Origin of the sequence: Palleronia rufa, from assembly GCF_000743715.1 — a bacterium.
Classification (GTDB): domain Bacteria; phylum Pseudomonadota; class Alphaproteobacteria; order Rhodobacterales; family Rhodobacteraceae; genus Palleronia; species Palleronia rufa.
This window is the reverse complement of sequence record NZ_JQEY01000001.1, coordinates 764,206-782,946: the sequence shown is the minus strand read 5'-3', so window position 1 is coordinate 782,946 and position 18,741 is coordinate 764,206. Positions and strand designations below refer to the sequence as shown.

Here is an 18,741-nt window from a genome sequence, read left to right as displayed (position 1 = left end):
CAGAAAGAACCTCAACATCTCCGATGACGCGTCAGCGCGGACCGCATCGGCGTATCTGCTCATCGCGGTGGCTGCCACCGGTCCCGTGCCGCGCATGGGCATCAGGATCTCTTATCGCCGGGCCAGCTCGGGATCGGCATCGATGAGGCGGACCAACTCGGCACCGATCTGGGCGATCTGCCTGTCGGTCTGACGTTCCCGCGCCTGGAGCCGGCGGACGACGATCCTGTTGCGCGCCGTGTCCAGCCGGTTCAGGCGGGCGATGCGATCCTTGATCAGGGCCACGCGCGCGACATGCAGTTCCCTGATTTCGTGCATGCTCCCGCTGCGAACCGGCGTCGGCTCTGGCGCCAAGGTCGATCCCATATGCGCGCGCATCCCGGCGTCGACGCGGTCGGTCTAAGCGACGTTCCCGGTCGCCTGCGCGTAGCGGCGGGCCCGCGAGGGATTAACCTTGACCGGCCCGTGTCCCGCCTTCGAGAGCGCCGACTCGAGATCGCGATGAAAGCGACCCGTCGCGGCTTAGCTGACGCGGATCGGCGCGCTCCCGAGCCATTGGCAGAGCGCCTAGAGCCCGTCCCTGTCCTTCGAAAACCGCATGTGCCTGCGGTTGGAAAGGCGACAGACTTCGGGACTGGTTTTGGAAATGTACACACCGCCGTTTGAGGTGCCCCTAGTTTCCTAGACACCTGCCTCTTTCAGTTTCTGCTGTCTGATTTCGAAGTCAACGGGCGACAGCATGCCGTTGTTCGTGTGCTTGCGCTTCGGGTTGTAGAAGAGCTCGATGTATTCGAACACGTCCTGCCTAAGTGGACCTGTCGCGGTTTGATGCCGCTCCTTTGATAGCATTTACTGCAACAAAGGAGRCGAACTATGGGATTGAAACGGACGGACGAATTCCGCCAGGATGCGGTGCGTATTGCGCTGACCAGCGGGCTGACGCGCAAGCAGGTGGCTGATGATCTGGGCGTTGGAATGTCGACGCTGAACAAATGGATCACAGCGCATCGAGACACGAACGTGGTTTCACAAGAGGATTTGGACCTCGCCAAAGAGAATGAGCGGCTTCGACGTGAGATCCGGCTTCTCAGGGAGGAGAGGGAAATCCTAAAAAAGGCCACCCAGTTCTTCGCGGGCCTAAAGCAATGAGATTTAGGTTTGTCGAGGAACACAGGAACCATTTCCCAGCCAACCGTTTATGCAGTGTCGTTGGCGTCAGCACACGTGGCTTGCGGGCCTTCCGTAGCCGCCCTGCCAGTCGCAGACAACGATCTGATATGGTCACGCTTGCACACATCAAAGAACAGTCCCGCCTGAGCCTTGGTAGCTACGGCAGGCCGCGAATGACCGAAGAGTTGAAGGAGATCGGCCTGGACGTCGGTCATCGCCGTGTGGGCCGTTTGATGCGCCAGAACGGCATATCTGTCGTCAGAACCCGCAAACACAAGGTGACGACCGATAGCGATCACAAGTTCAATATCGCGCCGAACCTGCTGGATCGAGACTTCAACACTGATGCGCCCAACCAGAAGTGGGCCGGTGACATTAGCTATGTCTGGACCCGCGAAGGCTGGTTGTATCTGGCCGTAATCCTCGATCTGCATTCACGGCGTGTGATCGGCTGGGCCGTGAGCAACCGGATGAAACGCGACTTGGCGATCCGGGCGTTGAACATGGCCATAGCTTTTCGGGCGCCGCCCAAAGGCTGCATCCATCATACGGATCGCGGGTCGCAATATTGTTCACACGACTATCAGAAGCTTTTGCGCCAGCATGGCTTCAAGGTGTCGATGAGCGGCAAGGGCAATTGCTATGACAACGCCGCTGTCGAAACCTTCTTCAAGACGATCAAGGCCGAGCTGATCTGGCGCAGGTCATGGGAAACGCGGCGGCAAGCTGAAGTGGCGATCTTTGAATACATCAATGGCTTCTACAATCCGCGTCGCCGCCACTCAGCACTGGGCTGGAAAAGCCCCGTCGCATTCGAAAGAAAAGTGGCTTAAACGAGCACTTGGGGCGGCACGAAATCGCGACAGGTCCAGATTGCCCTTGAAATCATCAGTACTACCCCCGCTAGGCTTTGTTGCGCAAAGACCGTAAATCCCGGACTTCCCCTTTCCCCGGACGCACTTATCCCGCAGGCTCTGTGATGGGTATGCCGAGCGCGGTGTAGCCGTTCAGCACGGCGGCGCGGAYCTGAAGTTCGGCGACCTGGCGATCGAAGTCGCGCGCCAGGAGGCTCTGCCCCAGTAGCTTCACGCAATGCATCTTCGTCTCGGCGCGGCTCCGGCGGTGGTATCCGCTCCATTTTCGCCAGATGGCGCGGCCGAGGTATCTCGATGCGCGCAGAGCCTCGTTCCGGGCAATGGCGGCTGGGGTTGATGGCTTCCACGGCTTGGCATTCTTGCGCGGCGGTATGACGGCATGGGCGCCGCGGTCGGCGACGGCGTCATGGCACTTGCGCGTATCGTAGGCTCCGTCAGCGGTGATCGATCCGATCTCCACGCCGGCGGGGATCTGGTTGAGCAACTCGGGCAGCATGGGCGCGTCCCCGACGTTGCTTCCGGTGATCTCGATGGCTCGGATCTCCAGCGTCTGTTCGTCGACGCCGATGTGGATCTTGCGCCATAGACGGCGTTTCGCGCCGCCATGCTTGCGGGCGTTCCACTCGCCTTCACCCTCTGCCTTGATGCCGGTGCTGTCGATCAACAGGTTCAGCGGCCCATCTGAGCCGCGGTAGGGAATAGTCACGGACAAGGTCTTCTGGCGCCGGCTCAGTGTGCTGAAGTCGGGCACCGCCCAGTCGAGGCCGACCAGGCGCAGGAGGCTTTCAATGAACCCGGTCGTCTGTCGGAGCGCCATGCCGAAAAGGACTTTCATCGTCAGGCATGYCTGGATCGCGGCGTCGCTATATAACGGCTGCCGGCCTCGCTTGCCGGTCGGCGGCGGCACCCAGACCATGTCCGGATCGAACCAGATCGTCAGGGAACCACGCTGCTTCAGCGCTTCGTTGTAGGCCGGCCAGTTCTTTGTCTTGTAGCTCGGCGGGATCGGTCTGCTCATGCAGGACAGCTACCACGCTGGATTCACGAGATGAATCCCTCACCCAGTCTTTGCGCAACAAAGCCCTTTCAATGAACCCGGTCGTCTGTCGGAGCGCCATGCCRAAAAGGACTTTCATCGTCAGGCATGTCTGGATCGCGGCGTCGCTATATAACGGCTGCCGGCCTCGCTTGCCGGTCGGCGGCGGCACCCAGACCATGTCCGGATCGAACCAGATCGTCAGGGAACCACGCTGCTTCAGCGCTTCGTTGTAGGCCGGCCAGTTCTTTGTCTTGTAGCTCGGCGGGATCGGTCTGCTCATGCAGGACAGCTACCACGCTGGATTCACGAGATGAATCCCTCACCCAGTCTTTGCGCAACAAAGCCATATGCTGGTCTCTTGAAGATGGCCGACATTCCCGGTGACCTGTGGACGCTCTTCAGACGTGCTCAGGCCGAGCTGTACGAAGAGATGCAGAAATCACGGGGGGCTTGTCTCAATCGCCCCTCGCTCTGCTGTTGCACAAAGACACGGAAGACCCGGTCGAAGCAGAGCGCCGAGATCGCGATGCTATCGAAAGCGGACGCCCGAATATCGAGGAATGGAACTACTGAATAATCGCTGGAACCGACCGTGCGGTGTGCGCACTTTCGCGCACAATCTCAAAATCCGCCTATTGATTTTATTAGATAATTTTTTGACGTTCGCTCCGATCCAACACGAAAACCGCCGAAACTGTCAAAACCCCTGTAACTGCCGACCCCGCAAGTCATTAAGTTCATTGCCGCGCGAGGTCTTGGCCTGTCAGAACCAAGTATAACCGCTCAAGGGCGGCCGGGAGCCTGGCCCAGCGGTTGGCCGCACGCACTGTGCAATGATCGCCGCGCGTAGAGAGAATGTTAACGGCTGCGCACCAGAATGACCCTATCGATCCAGAGGGGCCGATAGATGTCAGAAACTACCACCTTGCGGCGAAAGCTCGGCGCAAGCCGTGCCGAAGTTCCGCCGCCGCACAGCCCCGGCAGGGCCTGGCGGCGTGCCGTCATGCACGGGATCAGCCGCGGACTGGGACTGGACGTCGCTGCTGGCGCGGCGGAATGCGGCCCCTGCATGCCGGAGGACGCCGCTGGCCTCATGGAGGTGGGGACGTTGTCGGTGCTGCTCGATTCGCCCGCGGGCTATGGCGTCGCGCTGATCGACCCGGGCGCGGTCTCCGGCCTGATCGAATGGCAGACCCTGGGCAGGCTCAGGGCCAGTCCGCCGGCGCCGCGCCCCGCGACGGAGACGGATGCGGCGATGGTGGCCGATTGCCTCGACCGGATCCTGTCCGCGCAGCAGTCGATGGTCGAGCTGACTCCGGCGCCGCATCCGCCGTCCGGCTTCCGTTTCGCGACGCGGCTGGCGGAACCGCGAGAGGTCGCGCTGCACCTTGCGGACGGGGTTCACGATCACTGGCGGATAGATCTTCACCTCGGGCCGGGCGGCCAGCGGGCCGGAAGGCTGCATTTCATCCTGCCCCGGGAGGTGTCTGTCGACCGGATCGAGCCTGACCGGACCTGGGGACCGCGGATGGAATCGCTCGTCCTCGGCACGGAGGTCAGGCTGGTGGCGGAATTGGCCCGGCTCACCCTCAGCGCCGAGAAACTGCGCGAACTGACCGTCGGACAGAAGCTGACGCTGCCGGTCCGGGCGATTTCGACCGTGCGGATCGTGGGCCCGTCCGGCATCGTCATCGGCAAGGGACGCCTTGGGCAATCCGCCGGGCGCAAGGCCCTGCGGATCGAGGCCCCGCCGGATGAAGCCTTCGTCGCCGCCCGCCACGCGGAAGGAGAGGCGTGATGGCGCGCGGATCGGCGCGGTGGCCGTTCGGTCGCGCGGGGAACCTGACGGGAGGCGGGGCAGGGCGGCAACCGTGAACCGGACGGCCCGAGGGTGCAGGATCGGCGACGGACCCACGCGTCGCCGGCACGCGGATGGCCGGAGAGCGGGTTTGCAATGTGAGGTGAGCTGGCGGGACGCGGGTCAGGGCGGCAACCGTGAACCGGACGGCCTGAGGGTGCAGGATCGGCGACGGACCCACGCGCCGCCGGCACGCGGATGGCCGGAGAACGAGTTTGCGATGTGAGGTGATCTGCCCGGCCACGGCACCGGGCGGCAACCGTGAACCGGACGGCCTGAGGGTGCAGGATCGGCGACGGACCCACGCGTCGCCGGCACGCGGAAGGCCGGAGAACGAGTTTGCGGTGTGAGGTGAGCTGGCGGACGCGGGGCAGGGCGGCAACCGTGAACCGGACGGCCTGAGGGTGCAGGATCGGCGACGGACCCACGCGTCGCCGGCACGCGGAAGGCCGGAGAACGGGTTTGGGATGTGAGGTGAGCTGCCCGGCCACGGCACCGGGCGGCCTGTGGAACGGCGGCAACATGACCCGGCAAGGGGTGCCGGGGTCGGCGACGGCGGCACCGATGGCCGGCAAGGCGCCATCCGGTCGGGTGTCTCCCAAGGGGGCGCGGTTTCGGCCGGCTTGATCCGGGCGGGCCGGAAAACGAGCGCGCCCCGCGGCGGCCGGATGCACGGGCTGTCCGGGCGGGCGTCGGCTAGGCGCATCGTCGCGCGCAAGGGGACGTGCGGACCGCATCGGCCGCGATCGCGCCGGCGCGCGGACCGGCAGGATGGTCCCCGGCCTTCCCGGCGGGCGCGCTCCCTCCCGGCGCGACGGATGCGGCTTGCGTTGGCCCTTGGGCACGGCACGCCGCGGGGGTCGAGGATCCTGCGGAGCGGGTCCGGCGCCGACTGGCGAATCGTCCGCTGGCGGATACAGGCTGCGTCGCCGGGTTTTGCGCGGCGATGACACAGGCCAATCCGGCCGGGGCCGTGGCCGCGGCGCGCTCTGGATACGCCCGAGGGCTATTGCTGCACCGCAACGTCGCCGGGATCTGTCGCCCGGCTTCGGCGCCGTCGAGCGCGGCGCGGACCGCGCCGGTCCCCGTCCGCCCGTCGGTCCGGGATCACGCCCGGGGACGCGGCACGCCGCCCGGCGTGCCTATTGCCCCTCATCCGCTTCGATGCGCCGCGACGGCATCCAAGGTGGATCGCATCGGGGACAGGTCGTAACCGCCCCGGGCGCCGGCGGCGATGATGTCGTCGGTGGACATTTCCCCGGCGCGGCCCAGAGCCCAGACATGACAGGACCGCGTGCCGGACCGGCAGTAGGCGAAGACCGGACCCGATGCCGAGTCGATCGCCTGCCGCTGGCGCCCGATCAACTCTTCGGTCGGGCCGGAATGGGAGACCGGGATCATGTGGAAAGACAGCCCCGCCGCCTCGCAGGCGGACCGAACCGAGGCGGAGGTTTCCTCTCCCGATACCTCATCGTCGGGCCGGTTGCAGATCACCGCGGTGAATCCTGCCTCGGCCAGGGCGGCGACGTCGCCCGGCCGGATCTGCGGGCTGACGGCGAAGGCGGGCGTGATCTGGCGAATGTCCATGGCGGTCTCCGGTCGGACTACAGGGAAAGTCTTGCCGCCGGGCGCGCCCGACCGCAAGCCGAGAGGGGATCAGCGCAGCAGAAGGCCGGTGATCACCACCACGAATCCCAGCGAGGAGAGCAGCAGGGAGGCCATGTTCCAGACCACCAGAGCCCGCAGCCGCGCGCGCAGGTCCGCGTCGCTGAGCCCGGCCCTCTTGGCGGCGAACGCCGCCACGATACAATAGACGAGCCCCGCCAGGCCCAGGAGCGACAGGCCCGTCCCGACCCAGATCAGCGTTTCCATGGCATCCTCCGTCGCCCGTTCGGCCGTGGCTTAGGCGAGCGTGGCAGGGCGCGCAACCGGCCTTGCCTCGGCTCCGGGTGGCGCATAGACGGACCCCCGATCCGACCGCCAACCAGAGAGGCCGACCCATGTCCGACGCATCCGTCATCGACAGCACCTACAAGGTCACCGCCGACGAACTGCGCCAGTTCATAGAGCGCTACGAGCGTCTTGAGCAGGAAAAGAAGGACATCGCCGAGGCCCAGAAGGAAGTCATGGCCGAGGCCAAGGGGCGCGGATACGACACCAAGGTGCTGCGCAAGGTCATCGCGCTCAGGAAGCGCGACAAGGACGACATCGCGGAGGAAGAGGCGGTGCTGGAAATGTACAAGGAAGCGCTGGGCATGTCCTGACGAGCACTAGCGGGTGATCGCGGTGACGCGGTCCATGGCGACGATCTCGGCCAGGTCGGTTTCGTAGATCCGGGTAAGGCGGTCGCAGAGATCCGCGTCCCAGGCGGGGGTGGGGCGGTCCTCGTGCAGGGCCTCCTCGATCGCGAAGGCGTCGATGAAGGCCGCGGTCACCTTCTGGCGCAGGCCGGTGCTTCGCGGCGGGCGCTTGTCCACATAGGCCCTGAGCCGCGCCATCCCCGACCGCTCCATGACCTGCGCGGCCATGTCGTACAGGCCATGCAGGGCCACGTCTCCGGCGATGCCGCCGACCGAGCGCATGACCTCTTCCCAGATCAGCGGGCTGTCCTCATAGCACCAGAACGACAGCGTGCAGTCGGGGCAGGTGTCGAGCAGTTCGCGCACCGGTTCCGACCAGCGCAGCGCCGCCAGGTCGGCGCCGTCCAGGAACCGTCCGAACTCTGCGTGCTTGCGCTGGGCGCGGAACAGCGCCGGCAGAAAGGTCGCCATGTCCCGCAGGCAGAGGTGAAACGACACCTCGTGGCTGGGAAAGAGGTCGCGCAGCCAGCGTGCCTTGTGGATGAGGGGGTAGAGCGCGCCCCCTTCCAGGGCGCGGTCGGGCACGCAGAGAAAGCTGGTGTTGGACAGGATCAGCCGGTCGGCCTGGGTTCCGCGCAGGATGGAGTCGAGCAGCGCGTCCTCCGCCCCCGGCGGCATCGGTGCCCCGCGAAAACCGTTCACGGCGTCGCGGAGCGGCGCGTGATAGGTCTCGGTCTCCGGGACGACGATGCCCAGAGGGGAGATCCGGTCCAGGTTGCGCCGCAGGGAGCGGACGACAAGATCGCTGCCGGTGCAGTGCGCACCGATGTGCATGGCAATGTGCATGGGGTGTTCCGGGCGTTTGCGCGATTATACGGTCTTGTTCTGGACAGGCAATCGGCTGTTGCCTAAGAGACCCCGCATGGCCGATCAAAACAGTCAGGTTCGCATTCCGGGGCGGCTGCCCAGACCGGACGGCTGGTCGGTCGGGGCGGCGGCGATCGCGGCGCTGGTGCTGCTGCCCATCGGCACGGTGGTGTGGCTGGCCCTGAACCCCAGCGGGCCGATCTGGGGGCACCTGATCTCGACCACGCTGCCGCGCTACCTGAGCAATTCGCTGGTGCTGATGGTGGCCGTGGGGGGGCTGTCGGCGGCGGTGGGAACGCTGGCCGCCTGGCTTGTGGTCATGTACCGGTTCCCGGGTGTCGGCTGGCTGGAATGGGCGCTTCTTCTGCCGCTGGCGATCCCGGCCTATGTGGGCGCCTACGCCCTGGTGGACTTTCTGGAATACGCAGGGCCGGTGCAGACCCTCATGCGCGGCGCGATGGGCTGGACCGACGCGCGGGACTACGCGTTTCCGCAGATCCGCTCACGCGGGGCGGCGATCGTGGTGATTTCCGCCGCGCTCTATCCCTATGTCTATCTGCTGGCGCGGGCGGCGTTCCGGGAGTTGTCCGCCCAGAGCTTCGACGTGGCGCAGGCCCTGGGCGCGGGCCATCTGGCGCGGTTCTGGCGGGTCGGCCTGCCCCTGGCCCGCCCGGCCATCGCGGCGGGAACCGCGGTGGTGATGATGGAGACGGTCAACGATTTCGGCGTGGTGGAATATTTCGGCGTCCAGACCCTGACCACCGGCATCTTCACGGTCTGGCTGGAGCAGGGCAACGCGGGCGGCGCGGCGCAGATCGCCACCGTGATCCTGGGGCTGGTCCTTGTGCTTGTGACGCTGGAAAAGCTGTCCCGGCGCCGGTCGCGGTTCTACGGGATGTCCAAATCCGACCGCCGCCCGTCCCGCAGCCCGCTCAACGGGGTCGCGGGCTGGGCGGCGGGATTGTTTTGCCTCATACCCTTCGCGGTCGGCTTCGTTCTGCCGGTCCTTGTGCTGACCGGCCATGCGGTGGACAAGGCCGACCGGTGGGTCGACCCGGGGCTGGCCCGTGCGGCGTGGAACACCCTGTCGGTGGGCGGTGCCGCGGCGGTCCTGACCGTGCTGGGGGCCCTGTTCATGGTCTACGGCGTGCGTCTGTCCCGCCGGGCCCTGCCGCGGCTTCTGATGCCGGCCACGCTCATCGGCTATGCCGCTCCGGGCGCCGTGCTGGGCGTCGGGCTGCTGCTTCCGCTGGCGTGGTTCGACAACCGGATCGCGGATCTGTGGACGGCGATCTCCGGGACCGATCCGGGGCTGCTGATCACCGGCAGCGCCGCCGCGATCGTCCTGGCCTATGTGGTGCGCTTCTTCGCCATCGCGCAGGGCGCGGCCGACTCCGCCATGGGGCGTGTGTCGCCCAGCCTGCCCATGGCCGCACGCGCCTTGGGACGGGGTCCGGGCGGCGCGCTGGCGGCGGTCTACCTGCCGATGATGCGCGGATCGGTGGCGACGGCCCTGCTGCTGGTCTTCGTCGATAGCGTCAAGGAACTGCCCGCGACGCTGCTGCTGCGCCCGTTCAACTACAACACCCTGGCGACCAGGGTTTACGAGCAGGCCTCGCTGGAGCGGATCGGCGACGCCGCCCCCGCTGCCCTGCTGGTCACCCTGGTGGGGCTCTGCGCGGTCGGGATCCTGGCCCGCACGAATCGCTAGGCGCGACCGGGGCGGTTGCGCCGCGGCCGAATGGACGGGCCCGAACCGGATCGGGCCTTGGACGGCGCCAAGGGGCGGGGGAACTTTCGGCCGGTCCGCCGCTTGATTCCATACCCACCGGGCAAGGACGGATCCGACATGGCAGTCGCACGTCCCGCACCGACCGTACGGCCGCCGAAAGGTGAAAAACGATGCCCATGTTCAGCAGTGCCAGTCTGACACGTCCGATCCACGCCTGGGCGCGCGATGCCCTGCCACGGCTCAGCGACACCGAGTCCGAAGCGCTCCAGGCGGGGGAGGTCTGGTGGGAGGCCGAGTTGTTCTCCGGCAATCCGGACTGGTCGAAACTGACCGGCGTCGCGCCGCCCGCGCTGACCGAGGCGGAACGCGCCTTTCTCGACGGGCCATGCGAGGAGCTGTGCCGGATGATCGACGACTGGTCGATCAATCAGCGCGACGCCGATCTTCCGCCACGGGTCTGGCAATTCCTCAAGGACGAGAAGTTCTTCGGTATCATCATCCCGAAATCCCACGGCGGCCTGGAATTCTCGGCCTTCGCCCATTCCGAGATCGTGCGCTACATCTCGACCCGCTCGGTCGCCGCGGCGGTGACGGTGATGGTGCCCAACTCGCTGGGCCCGGGCGAATTGCTGCACATGTTCGGCACCGATGCCCAGCAGGACCACTGGCTGCCACGTCTGGCGACGGGTGAGGAGATTCCCGCATTCGGACTGACCAGCGACGCGGCCGGATCGGATGCCAGCGCGATGATCGACGAAGGGATCGTCGAGATGGGCGACTGGCAGGGCGAAAAGGTCCTGGGCATCCGCCTGAACTGGGCCAAGCGCTACATCACTCTGGCCCCTGTCTGCACCGTCCTGGGGCTGGCTTTCAAGCTGCGCGACCCTGACGGCCATCTGGACCGCGGCGAGGACATCGGCATCACCTGTGCGCTGGTGCCCACCGGCCTGCCGGGGGTGGAAACCGGGCGGCGGCATATCCCGTCGGCCACGATGTTCATGAACGGGCCGACGACGGGCCGGGACGTGTTCATCCCTCTCGATCATATCATCGGCGGACCGGACTACGCCGGACGCGGCTGGATGATGCTGATGAGCGCACTGGCCGCCGGGCGCGGCATCTCCCTGCCGTCGATGGGCTGCGCGGCGATCGCGCTGGCGGCGCATACCACGGGCGCATATTCGCGCATCCGCGAGCAGTTCGGCCTGCCCATCGGCAAGTTCGGCGGCATCCAGGAGCGGATGGGACGACTGGCGGCCGACGCCTATTCGATGGATGCCGCCCGGCGGCTGACCTGCGCGGGTCTGGACGAGGGACGGTCGCTTTCGGTGATCTCGGCGATCATGAAGGCGCATGCCACCTTCCGGATGCGCGAGGCGATCAACGACGCGATGGATGTCCATTCCGGCAAGGCCGTGATCGACGGGCCGTCCAATTACCTCCAGGCGCTCTATCGCGCGGTTCCGATCGGGATCACGGTCGAGGGCGCCAACATCGTCACCCGCAGCCTGATCATCTTCGGCCAGGGCGCGATCCGGGCGCATCCGCATATGCTGGACGAGATGAAGGCCCTGGCGATGGAGGACGACGACGAAAGTCTGGCGGCCTTTCACCGGCATTTCTGGAAGCATGTGCGGCATTCCGCCGCGACCCTTTTCCGGGCGTTCGGCCGGTCCTGGACCGGCGGGCGGTTCGCCCCCGCGCCATCCGCCAGCCCGGTCGCGGGCATCTATCGCCAGTTGTCGCGCTGGTCGTCAGCCTTCGCGCTGACCGCCGACATGGCCTTTCTGACCATGGGCGGCGACCTGAAACGCAGGGAGATGATCACCGGGCGGATGGGCGATATCCTGTCGGAACTGTATATCGTCAGCGCGACGCTGAAGCGCTGGGAGGACGACGGACGGCACCGGGCGGATCTGCCGGTCGTCCGATACGCCGCCGAGCGCGGCATCGCCCGTATCCGCATGGCCATGGACGAGGTACTGATGAACTTCCCCTCCCGGGGGATGTCGCTGCTCCTGCGGTTCGTCACGCGGCCCGGCGGCAGCGCCCTTGGACCCGACGACACGCTGACCGAAGCCGCGTCCGACCTGCTCTATTCGCCGTCGGAGTCGCGGGATCGCATCGTCGGGCGGGTCCACGGCGGCTGTTCGCGCGACGGCATCCGGCTGCTGAACGAATGCTACGACCGGGTGGTGGCATGCGCGCCGCTGACGAAACGGCTGCGCGACGCCGGGCAGACGCCGCAGGCCGGTCGCGAGGCCGGGACCATCACCCGGGACGAGGCCGACCGCATCGCCGCGATGCAGGACCTGGTGGCACAGGTCGTCGCCGTGGACGCGTTCACCCCGGAGGCGCTGGCAAAGCTCTATCCCGGGATGACGCCCCGCCCCGACAGCAAGGAGGCCGCGGAATGAGCCGCCCCGTCTATCTGGTCGATGGCGCCCGCACGCCGTTCCTGAAGGCCCGCGGCAAGCCCGGCCCGTTCACGCCAGTCGATCTGGCGGTGCAATGCGGCCGCCCGCTGCTGGCGCGCCAGCCTTTCGGCGCCGATGCCATCGACCTGGTGATCCTTGGATGCGTCAATGTCCTTCAGGACGAAATGAACCCGGCCAGGGTGGCCGCCCTGCGGCTGGGACTGGGGGCCGGGATGGTCGCCTTCACGACGCAGATCAACTGCGGCTCGGGGATGCAGTCCATCGACACGGCGCGGCGATACGTCAGCGACGGCAGCCATGAGATCATCCTGGCCGGCGGGGCAGAGGCGCTGAGCCATGCGCCGCTGGTGCTGCGCCAATCGGCCGTCGAATGGTTCGGCCAGATGGCCCAGGCCAAGGGGCCGGTCGCACAGGCCCGCGCGATGACCGGTCTGCGGCCCGAGTTCTTCAAGCCCATCGTCGGGCTGGAGCGCGGCCTGACCGACCCGATCACCGACCTGAACATGGGCCAGACGGCCGAGGTTCTGGCGCACCGCTTCCGGATCGACCGCAAGGCCGCCGATACATACGCCATGCAGAGCCATCATCGTCTGGCGCGCGCGCAGGACGAAGGCTGGCTGGAGGACGAGGTGATGCCCGCCTTCGACGCGCAGGGGAACGCCTACGATCGGGACGATGGCGTGCGGCCGGACAGCGATTTGGAGGGGCTGTCGAAACCCGGTCCGGCCTTCGAAAAGCCCTATGGCAAGGTGACGGCGGGCAATTCCAGCCAGATCACCGACGGCGCGTCCTGGGTCATCGTCGCCTCGGAGGATGCGGTGGAAAAGCATCGGCTTTCGCCGATCGCGCGTCTGGTCGATGCCGAATGGGCAGCACTCGATCCGTCGATCATGGGACTCGGGCCCTTGCTCGCCTCCACGCCGCTTGCCCGTCGCCACGATCTGGCGATCGACGACATCGACCTGTGGGAGCTGAACGAAGCCTTCGCCGCGCAGGTCCTGTCCTGCGTCGAAGCCTGGGCCGACGATTCCTTCTGCCGCGAGGTTCTGGGCCTTGATGCGGCATTCGGGCGGATCGACCGCGACCGGCTGAATGTCGATGGCGGGGCGATCAGCCTGGGCCATCCCGTCGGCACCAGCGGCAACCGGATCGTGCTGCATCTGGCCAACGCCCTGCGGCGGCAGGGCAAGCGGCGCGGCATCGCCACGGAATGTATCGGCGGCGGACTTGGCGGCGCGATGTTGCTGGAGGTGGCGTGATGGACGGAACACGGACCGGCCCGGTGCTGCGGCATCTGGGGGAGACCGCGCTGGAACTCGGGCCCGCGGAACCCGGCGGGGGTCCGTGGCGGCGCGGGATCTCGGACGGCATCGTGTGGCTGGTGCTCGACCGTCAGGGCAGTTCGGTCAATACGGTATCGCAGGACGTGATCGAGGCGCTGGAGGCGGAGATCGCGGCCCTCGAACAGGACACGCCCCGCGCGGTGGTGATCCGGTCGGCCAAGACGGCGGGATTCGCCGCGGGGGCCGATATTTCCGGCTTCGACCGGATGAGCGACGCGGGCGCCGCCGATCTTCTCCGCCGGGGTCACGGGGTGCTCGACCGCCTGGAGAACCTGTCCTGCCCGACGATCTGCGTCGTCCACGGGGCGGCCCTGGGCGCGGGGTTCGAGATCGCGCTGGCCTGCGACTGGCGGATCGCCGTCGACGGCGCGTCCTTCGGCTTTCCGGAGGTGCGGCTGGGCCTGCATCCGGGCCTTGGCGGCACATTTCGGTTGCCTGCCCTGATCGACCCGACCGAGGCGATGACCCTGATGCTGACCGGCAAGGCCGCGCATACCGGCAAGGCCCGCAAGCTCGGCATCGCCGATGTCGTCACCGAAGAGCGTCACGTCCAGGCCGCGATCGACGCGGTTCTGAACGGCGACGTCGGGCGGGAGGCCGCCGGATTGAAATTCCGCGCGCTGCGATTCGACCGGGCGCGCCGCCTCGCCGCCGACCGGATGCGGTCGGAGACCGCGAAGAAGGTACCTCAGGATCACTACCCGGCGCCATACGCGCTGATCGACCTGTGGGAGCGTCACGGAGACGATCGGGCGGCGATGCAGACAGCCGAGATCGAGAGTTTCGCGTCGCTTCTGGACACCGACACGTCGCGCAACCTGCGCCGCGTCTTTTTCCTGCGCCAGCGGCTGAAGGACATCGCGCGGGGCGCCGACGGCATCGCCCATGTCCATGTCGTCGGGGCGGGGGCCATGGGCGGCGAGATCGCGGCCTGGGCGGCGCTGAAGGGCAAGACCGTCACGCTGGAGGACGTCGCGCTGGACCCGCTGGGGGCCGCGGTGGCCCGCGCGCGCCGGATCTGCAAGGACGCCCATCTGAGCGGGATCGAGACCCGCGACGCGCTGGACCGGTTGATGCCGGATCCGCGCGGCTACGGGGCGCGCCGCGCCGATCTGGTGATCGAGGCCGCGCCCGAAGACGCCGCCCTGAAGAGAGAGATCTACGCCACCCTGCGCGACTGGATGAAGGACGGCAGCATCCTGGCCACCAACACCTCCAGCCTGCGGCTGGCCGACCTGCGCGACGGAGCGCCCGACCCGGCGCGGTTCGCGGGTCTGCATTTCTTCAATCCGGTGCCGAAGATGCAGCTGGTCGAGGTCGTGCGCCATGACACGACCGACGACGATGCGGCCGGCCGGCTGACGGCGTTCTGCGGTGCCATCGACAAGCTGCCGGCGCCGGTGACCGATCACCCCGGGTTCCTGGTGAACCGCGCGCTGATGCCCTACCTCATGGAGGCGATGGTGCTGATGGACGAGGGCGTGTCGAAGGAACGGATCGACACGGCCGCGATCCGGTTCGGCATGCCGATGGGACCGGTCACGCTGGCCGATCAGGTCGGTCTGGATATCTGCCTAGACGTGGCCGAAAGCCTGAAGCGCAGCGTCGACAAGCCGATGGCCGAAATCAGCGACCGTCTGCGCGAACGGGTCGAGGCCGGAGAGACCGGCAAGAAGGCAGGGCAGGGGTTCTACGACTGGTCGGACGGCACGCCGCATCCCGACGACGGCGGCGGACCCGACGACATGACCGACCGGCTGATCCTGCCCATGCTCGATGCCTGCGTGGAATGTCTGCGGCTGGGTGTCGTGCGCGACGCCGACGAGCTCGACGCCGCGATGGTCTTTGCCACCGGCTTTGCGCCCTTCCGCGGCGGCCCGCTGCACCATGCCCGCGCGCGCGGCGTGGACGAGACCCGCACCCGCCTGGAGGAGCTTGCCGCCCGCCACGGACCGCGGTTCGCGCCCGATCCCGGCTGGCCGGACGTATAGCGGCGTGCAACGCGGGACCGACGCGGATGCCATCGCGCAGGAGGTGATCCGGCGCACCGGCGGCGACATCCGCCTGGCGCTGCCGCTGGGGATCGGCAAGCCCGTGACGCTGGCCGATGCGCTGGTCCGTGCGGTCCGGGACCGCCCCGACGCCAGGCTGTCCATCTTCACCGCCCTGACGCTTGAGCGGCCCGTGCCGTCGAACGACGTCGAACGGCGGTTCCTGTCGCCCGCCATGGACCGGCTGTTCGGCACGCAGGACGGTCCGCTCTACGCGCGGCTGATGCGGACCGGAGAGCTTCCGGACAATATCGAGGTGAACGAGTTCTTCCTCATGGCGGGGCGCTGGCTGGGCGTGGCGGCGGCGCAGCAGGCCTATATCTCGGCCAATTACGTCCACGCGCGCGACGTTCTGCTGCGTCGGGCGCCCAATGTGGTGATGCAGCTTGTCGCCGAACGCGACGGCCGGTTCAGCCTGTCGTCGAACACCGACATCTCCGCGGACCTGTTTGGCTTTCGCGCGGACGGCACGGCGGATTTCCTGGCGGTGTTCGAGGTCAATCCGGACATGCCCTTCATGGACGGTCCGGGCGCGACCATCGCGCCCGGTGACGTAGATCTTGTGCTGGACCCGCCCGGCCCGGTCACCCCGTTCTCCGCGCCGAACCGCCCCGTGGACGCCGTGGATCACGCGATCGGGCTTCATGTCTCGCGGCTTGTCGTGGACGGCGGTACGCTTCAGATCGGCATCGGGTCCATGGGCGACGCGGTGGCCCATGCGCTGTCCCTGCGCGACCGGGGGGCGGCGGAAGCGATCCAGCGCGACTGCCCGTTCGCCATCGACCCCGATCCCGGCGGGCCGTTCGAGGCGGGCCTCTACGCGGTGACGGAAATGCTGGTCGGCGGGCTTCTGGCGCTGTTCCGGGACGGGGTCATCCGCCGCAAGGTGGACGGCGCGGCCATCCATGCCGGATTCTTCGTCGGATCGCGCGACTTCCGCAGGCAACTGCGCGATCTGCCGCCCGACCGGCGCGCCGGGATCGCGATGATGCCGGTCAGCTTCACCAACGCCCTTTACGGCGATGAGCCCGCCAAGCGCCGCGCCCGCCGCGACGCGCGGTTCGTGAACGGGGCGATGAAGGTATCCGCCCTGGGCGACGTGATGTCCGACAGCGTGGCCGACGGTCAGGTCGTCAGCGGGGTGGGCGGCCAGTTCGATTTCGTCGCACAGGCCTTCGCGCTGGACGGGGCGCGATCGGTCATCGCCCTGCCCGCGACACGCGACAGCGGGGGGGTGCCGGAAAGCAACATCGTGTGGACCGTGCCGGCCGTGTCGGTGCCGCGGCACATGCGCGATGTCGTCGCGACGGAATACGGGATCGCGGATCTGCGCGACCTGCCCGACGCACAGGTGATCGCCGCGCTTGTCGCGATTGCCGACAGCCGGTTCCAGAACGATCTGGTGGCGCGCGCCAAGGCGGCTGGCAAGCTGCCGCAGGGCTACCGGATCCCGGAGGCGTGCCGCCGCAACCTGCCCCGGACGGTGACGCAGTGGCTGGCGCCGCATCGCAAGGCGCTGCCGGATTTTCCGTTCGGTACCGATTTCGATGCGGTCGAGCAGCGTCTCCTGCCCGCGCTTCGGGATCTGGGGACCCAGGCCAAGAGCCTGCGTGGCAAGGCGCGTCTGCTCTGGGCCGCCTTCGCCCTGCCGCCGCACCCCGACGAAACCGCCGCCATGTCCCGCATGGGATACGCAGAAGATCGCGGTCCGGCAGCGATGGCGCTGCGCGGCGCGCTCAGACGGGTGGCGCGGTCCGGGTGGTAGCGCCACAGATCCCACCGGCCGGCGTCTGGTGCGACCGCGCGGAAAGGCTCAGGTCCGCAGCGCCGCCACGGCCGCGCGCAGATCCAGCGCGCCGTCATAGAGCGCGCGACCGGAGATCGCGCCCGCGATCTCCCCGGTGTCGCGCAACCGCACCAGGTCGTCCAGCGACGACACGCCGCCCGACGCGATCACCGGGATCCCGACGGCGCGGGCCAGGGCCTCCGTCGCCTCGACGTTCGGCCCGCCCATCGCGCCGTCGCGGTCGATGTCGGTATAGACGATCGCGGCCACGCCGGCGTCCTCGAAACTGCGCGCAAGCCCGGTGACCGTGATTTCCGTCTCCTCGGCCCATCCGCGGGTGGCGACGCGGCCGCCCCGCGCATCGAGCCCGACCGCGACCTTGCCCGGAAAGGCGCGGGCGGCGTTGCGCACCAGGTCCGGGTCCTCCACGGCGACGGTTCCCAGAATCACCCGCGCCAGACCCTTCGACAGCCACCGCTCGATGGTGGCCATGTCGCGGATCCCGCCACCCAGCTGACAGGGGACGGAGACGCGCGACAGGATCGCCTCGACGGCCGCGGCGTTGACCGGGCGGCCCGCGAAGGCGCCGTTCAGATCGACCAGGTGCAGCCAGTCGCAGCCAGCGGACTCGAACGCCGCAGCCTGCGCGGCGGGGTCGTCGCCGAACACGGTGGCGGCCGCCATGTCACCCTTCAGCAGGCGCACGCATTGGCCGTCCTTCAGGTCGATGGCGGGATAGAGGATCATGGGCCGTCTCCGGGAGGGGGTCGGCGCCTTGTGGCACCAAGCCCGTGCATGGACAAGGCGACCTCACGTCAGACTTGCTTTCGCGCCCGGTTCGGCGACGCTCTGTCATCATGTTTCTCGGGAGGAGACCCACGATGATCCGCGTTCTCAGTCTTGCCGCCGCGGCGGTTCTTGCGGCCGGCACCGCCGTGGCCGATCCCATAGAGGGCATCTGGCAGACCCAGGCCGACGACGGCGCCTTCGCCATGGTCCGGATCGAGCCGTGCGGAGCGGCGTTCTGCGGCACGATCACCCGGACGTTCAAGGGCGGAACGGAATACGAGTCGCCCAACAAGGGCAAGCAGATCGTCCGCGCGATGGTCCCGCAGGGCGGCGGCGCCTACACGGGCCAGGTCTGGCGGCCGGCGAACGACAAGGTCTACAACGGCAAGGCCAAGGTAAGCGGCATGAAGATGGACCTGGCCGGCTGCGTCGCCGGCGGGCTGATCTGCAAGAGCCAGACCTGGACCAAGCTGCAGTAGTCGCCGGAACGGGG

General features: G+C 67.7%; 15 protein-coding genes and 2 pseudogenes. 9 read left to right on the top strand and 8 right to left on the bottom strand.

Annotated elements, in window-relative coordinates:
* Positions 1-111: 111 nt before the first annotated feature.
* The gene (locus KW83_RS03675; RefSeq protein WP_036174491.1) at positions 112-318 is read right to left on the bottom strand and encodes a hypothetical protein; all 207 of its coding nucleotides are present in this window, start codon (positions 316-318) and stop codon (positions 112-114) included.
* 363 nt (positions 319-681) lie between these two features.
* Positions 682-807 (bottom strand): annotated as a pseudogene (locus KW83_RS20410) (IS3 family transposase); the annotation flags it as partial.
* Positions 808-873: 66 nt separating this feature from the next.
* On the opposite strand from KW83_RS20410, the gene KW83_RS03660 reads away from it, so the two are divergent.
* Positions 874-2,003, top strand: a protein-coding gene (locus KW83_RS03660) for an IS3 family transposase (RefSeq protein ID WP_152563458.1) whose coding sequence is annotated in 2 segments (ribosomal slippage) — positions 874-1,117 and positions 1,117-2,003 — 1,131 coding nt in all. Because the reading frame shifts where the segments join, the coding sequence is not laid out codon by codon here.
* A 127-nt stretch (positions 2,004-2,130) separates the two neighbouring features.
* On the opposite strand, the gene KW83_RS03655 is transcribed toward KW83_RS03660, so the two are convergent.
* Both KW83_RS03655 and KW83_RS20405 read right to left on the bottom strand, forming a co-directional pair.
* Positions 2,131-3,063, bottom strand: a complete 933-nt coding sequence (locus KW83_RS03655; protein ID WP_036174485.1) for an IS5 family transposase — start codon at positions 3,061-3,063, stop codon at positions 2,131-2,133.
* Positions 3,064-3,106: 43 nt separating this feature from the next.
* Positions 3,107-3,364: pseudogene (locus tag KW83_RS20405) on the bottom strand (transposase); the annotation flags it as partial.
* 627 nt (positions 3,365-3,991) lie between these two features.
* Between KW83_RS20405 and KW83_RS03650 the strand changes: the two are divergent.
* Positions 3,992-4,882, top strand: coding sequence for a FliM/FliN family flagellar motor switch protein (locus tag KW83_RS03650; RefSeq protein ID WP_081904429.1), 891 nt, complete (start codon positions 3,992-3,994; stop codon positions 4,880-4,882).
* Positions 4,883-6,094: 1,212 nt separating this feature from the next.
* Here the strand turns inward: KW83_RS03650 and KW83_RS03640 are convergent.
* Both KW83_RS03640 and KW83_RS03635 read right to left on the bottom strand, forming a co-directional pair.
* Positions 6,095-6,529 (bottom strand): TIGR01244 family sulfur transferase, encoded by a 435-nt coding sequence (locus tag KW83_RS03640; RefSeq protein WP_036174476.1) that lies wholly within the window; start codon positions 6,527-6,529, stop codon positions 6,095-6,097.
* Positions 6,530-6,598: 69 nt separating this feature from the next.
* Positions 6,599-6,814 (bottom strand): hypothetical protein, encoded by a 216-nt coding sequence (locus KW83_RS03635; RefSeq protein ID WP_036174473.1) that lies wholly within the window; start codon positions 6,812-6,814, stop codon positions 6,599-6,601.
* Between the two features lie 128 nt (positions 6,815-6,942).
* Here KW83_RS03635 and KW83_RS03630 point away from each other — a divergent pair, with 128 nt between their 5' ends.
* Complete coding sequence (locus KW83_RS03630) at positions 6,943-7,206, top strand: DUF2312 domain-containing protein (RefSeq protein ID WP_036174470.1); 264 nt, start codon at positions 6,943-6,945, stop codon at positions 7,204-7,206.
* 6 nt (positions 7,207-7,212) lie between these two features.
* Here KW83_RS03630 and KW83_RS03625 read toward each other — a convergent pair whose 3' ends face one another.
* Positions 7,213-8,088, bottom strand: coding sequence for a hypothetical protein (locus tag KW83_RS03625; protein WP_036174467.1), 876 nt, complete (start codon positions 8,086-8,088; stop codon positions 7,213-7,215).
* Positions 8,089-8,164: 76 nt separating this feature from the next.
* On the opposite strand from KW83_RS03625, the gene KW83_RS03620 reads away from it, so the two are divergent.
* The 5 genes from KW83_RS03620 (at position 8,165) to KW83_RS03600 (ending at position 17,438) form a co-directional block, all read left to right on the top strand.
* A complete protein-coding gene (locus KW83_RS03620) occupies positions 8,165-9,820 on the top strand; it encodes an ABC transporter permease (protein ID WP_036174464.1) in 1,656 nt (551 codons plus the stop codon).
* 191 nt (positions 9,821-10,011) lie between these two features.
* Positions 10,012-12,258 carry an acyl-CoA dehydrogenase gene (locus KW83_RS03615; RefSeq protein ID WP_036174461.1) on the top strand — a complete coding sequence of 749 codons (2,247 nt, stop codon included), beginning with the start codon at positions 10,012-10,014 and terminating at the stop codon, positions 12,256-12,258.
* Positions 12,255-13,538: an acetyl-CoA C-acetyltransferase gene (locus KW83_RS03610; RefSeq protein WP_036174458.1), complete on the top strand. Its 1,284-nt coding sequence runs from the start codon at positions 12,255-12,257 to the stop codon at positions 13,536-13,538. Before KW83_RS03615 ends, KW83_RS03610 begins: the two co-directional genes overlap by 4 nt.
* Entirely contained in the window at positions 13,538-15,613 is a 2,076-nt protein-coding gene (locus KW83_RS03605; RefSeq protein ID WP_036174455.1) for a 3-hydroxyacyl-CoA dehydrogenase NAD-binding domain-containing protein, read from the top strand. The genes KW83_RS03610 and KW83_RS03605 overlap by 1 nt, the downstream gene beginning before the upstream one ends.
* 4 nt (positions 15,614-15,617) lie before the next feature.
* The gene (locus KW83_RS03600; protein ID WP_036174989.1) at positions 15,618-17,438 is read left to right on the top strand and encodes an acetyl-CoA hydrolase/transferase C-terminal domain-containing protein; all 1,821 of its coding nucleotides are present in this window, start codon (positions 15,618-15,620) and stop codon (positions 17,436-17,438) included.
* A 48-nt stretch (positions 17,439-17,486) separates the two neighbouring features.
* Here KW83_RS03600 and hisA read toward each other — a convergent pair whose 3' ends face one another.
* The gene (hisA, locus tag KW83_RS03595) at positions 17,487-18,206 is read right to left on the bottom strand and encodes a 1-(5-phosphoribosyl)-5-[(5-phosphoribosylamino)methylideneamino]imidazole-4-carboxamide isomerase (RefSeq protein ID WP_036174452.1); all 720 of its coding nucleotides are present in this window, start codon (positions 18,204-18,206) and stop codon (positions 17,487-17,489) included.
* 134 nt (positions 18,207-18,340) lie between these two features.
* On the opposite strand from hisA, the gene KW83_RS03590 reads away from it, so the two are divergent.
* Positions 18,341-18,727, top strand: coding sequence for a DUF2147 domain-containing protein (locus KW83_RS03590; protein ID WP_036174449.1), 387 nt, complete (start codon positions 18,341-18,343; stop codon positions 18,725-18,727).
* Positions 18,728-18,741: the final 14 nt, after the last annotated feature.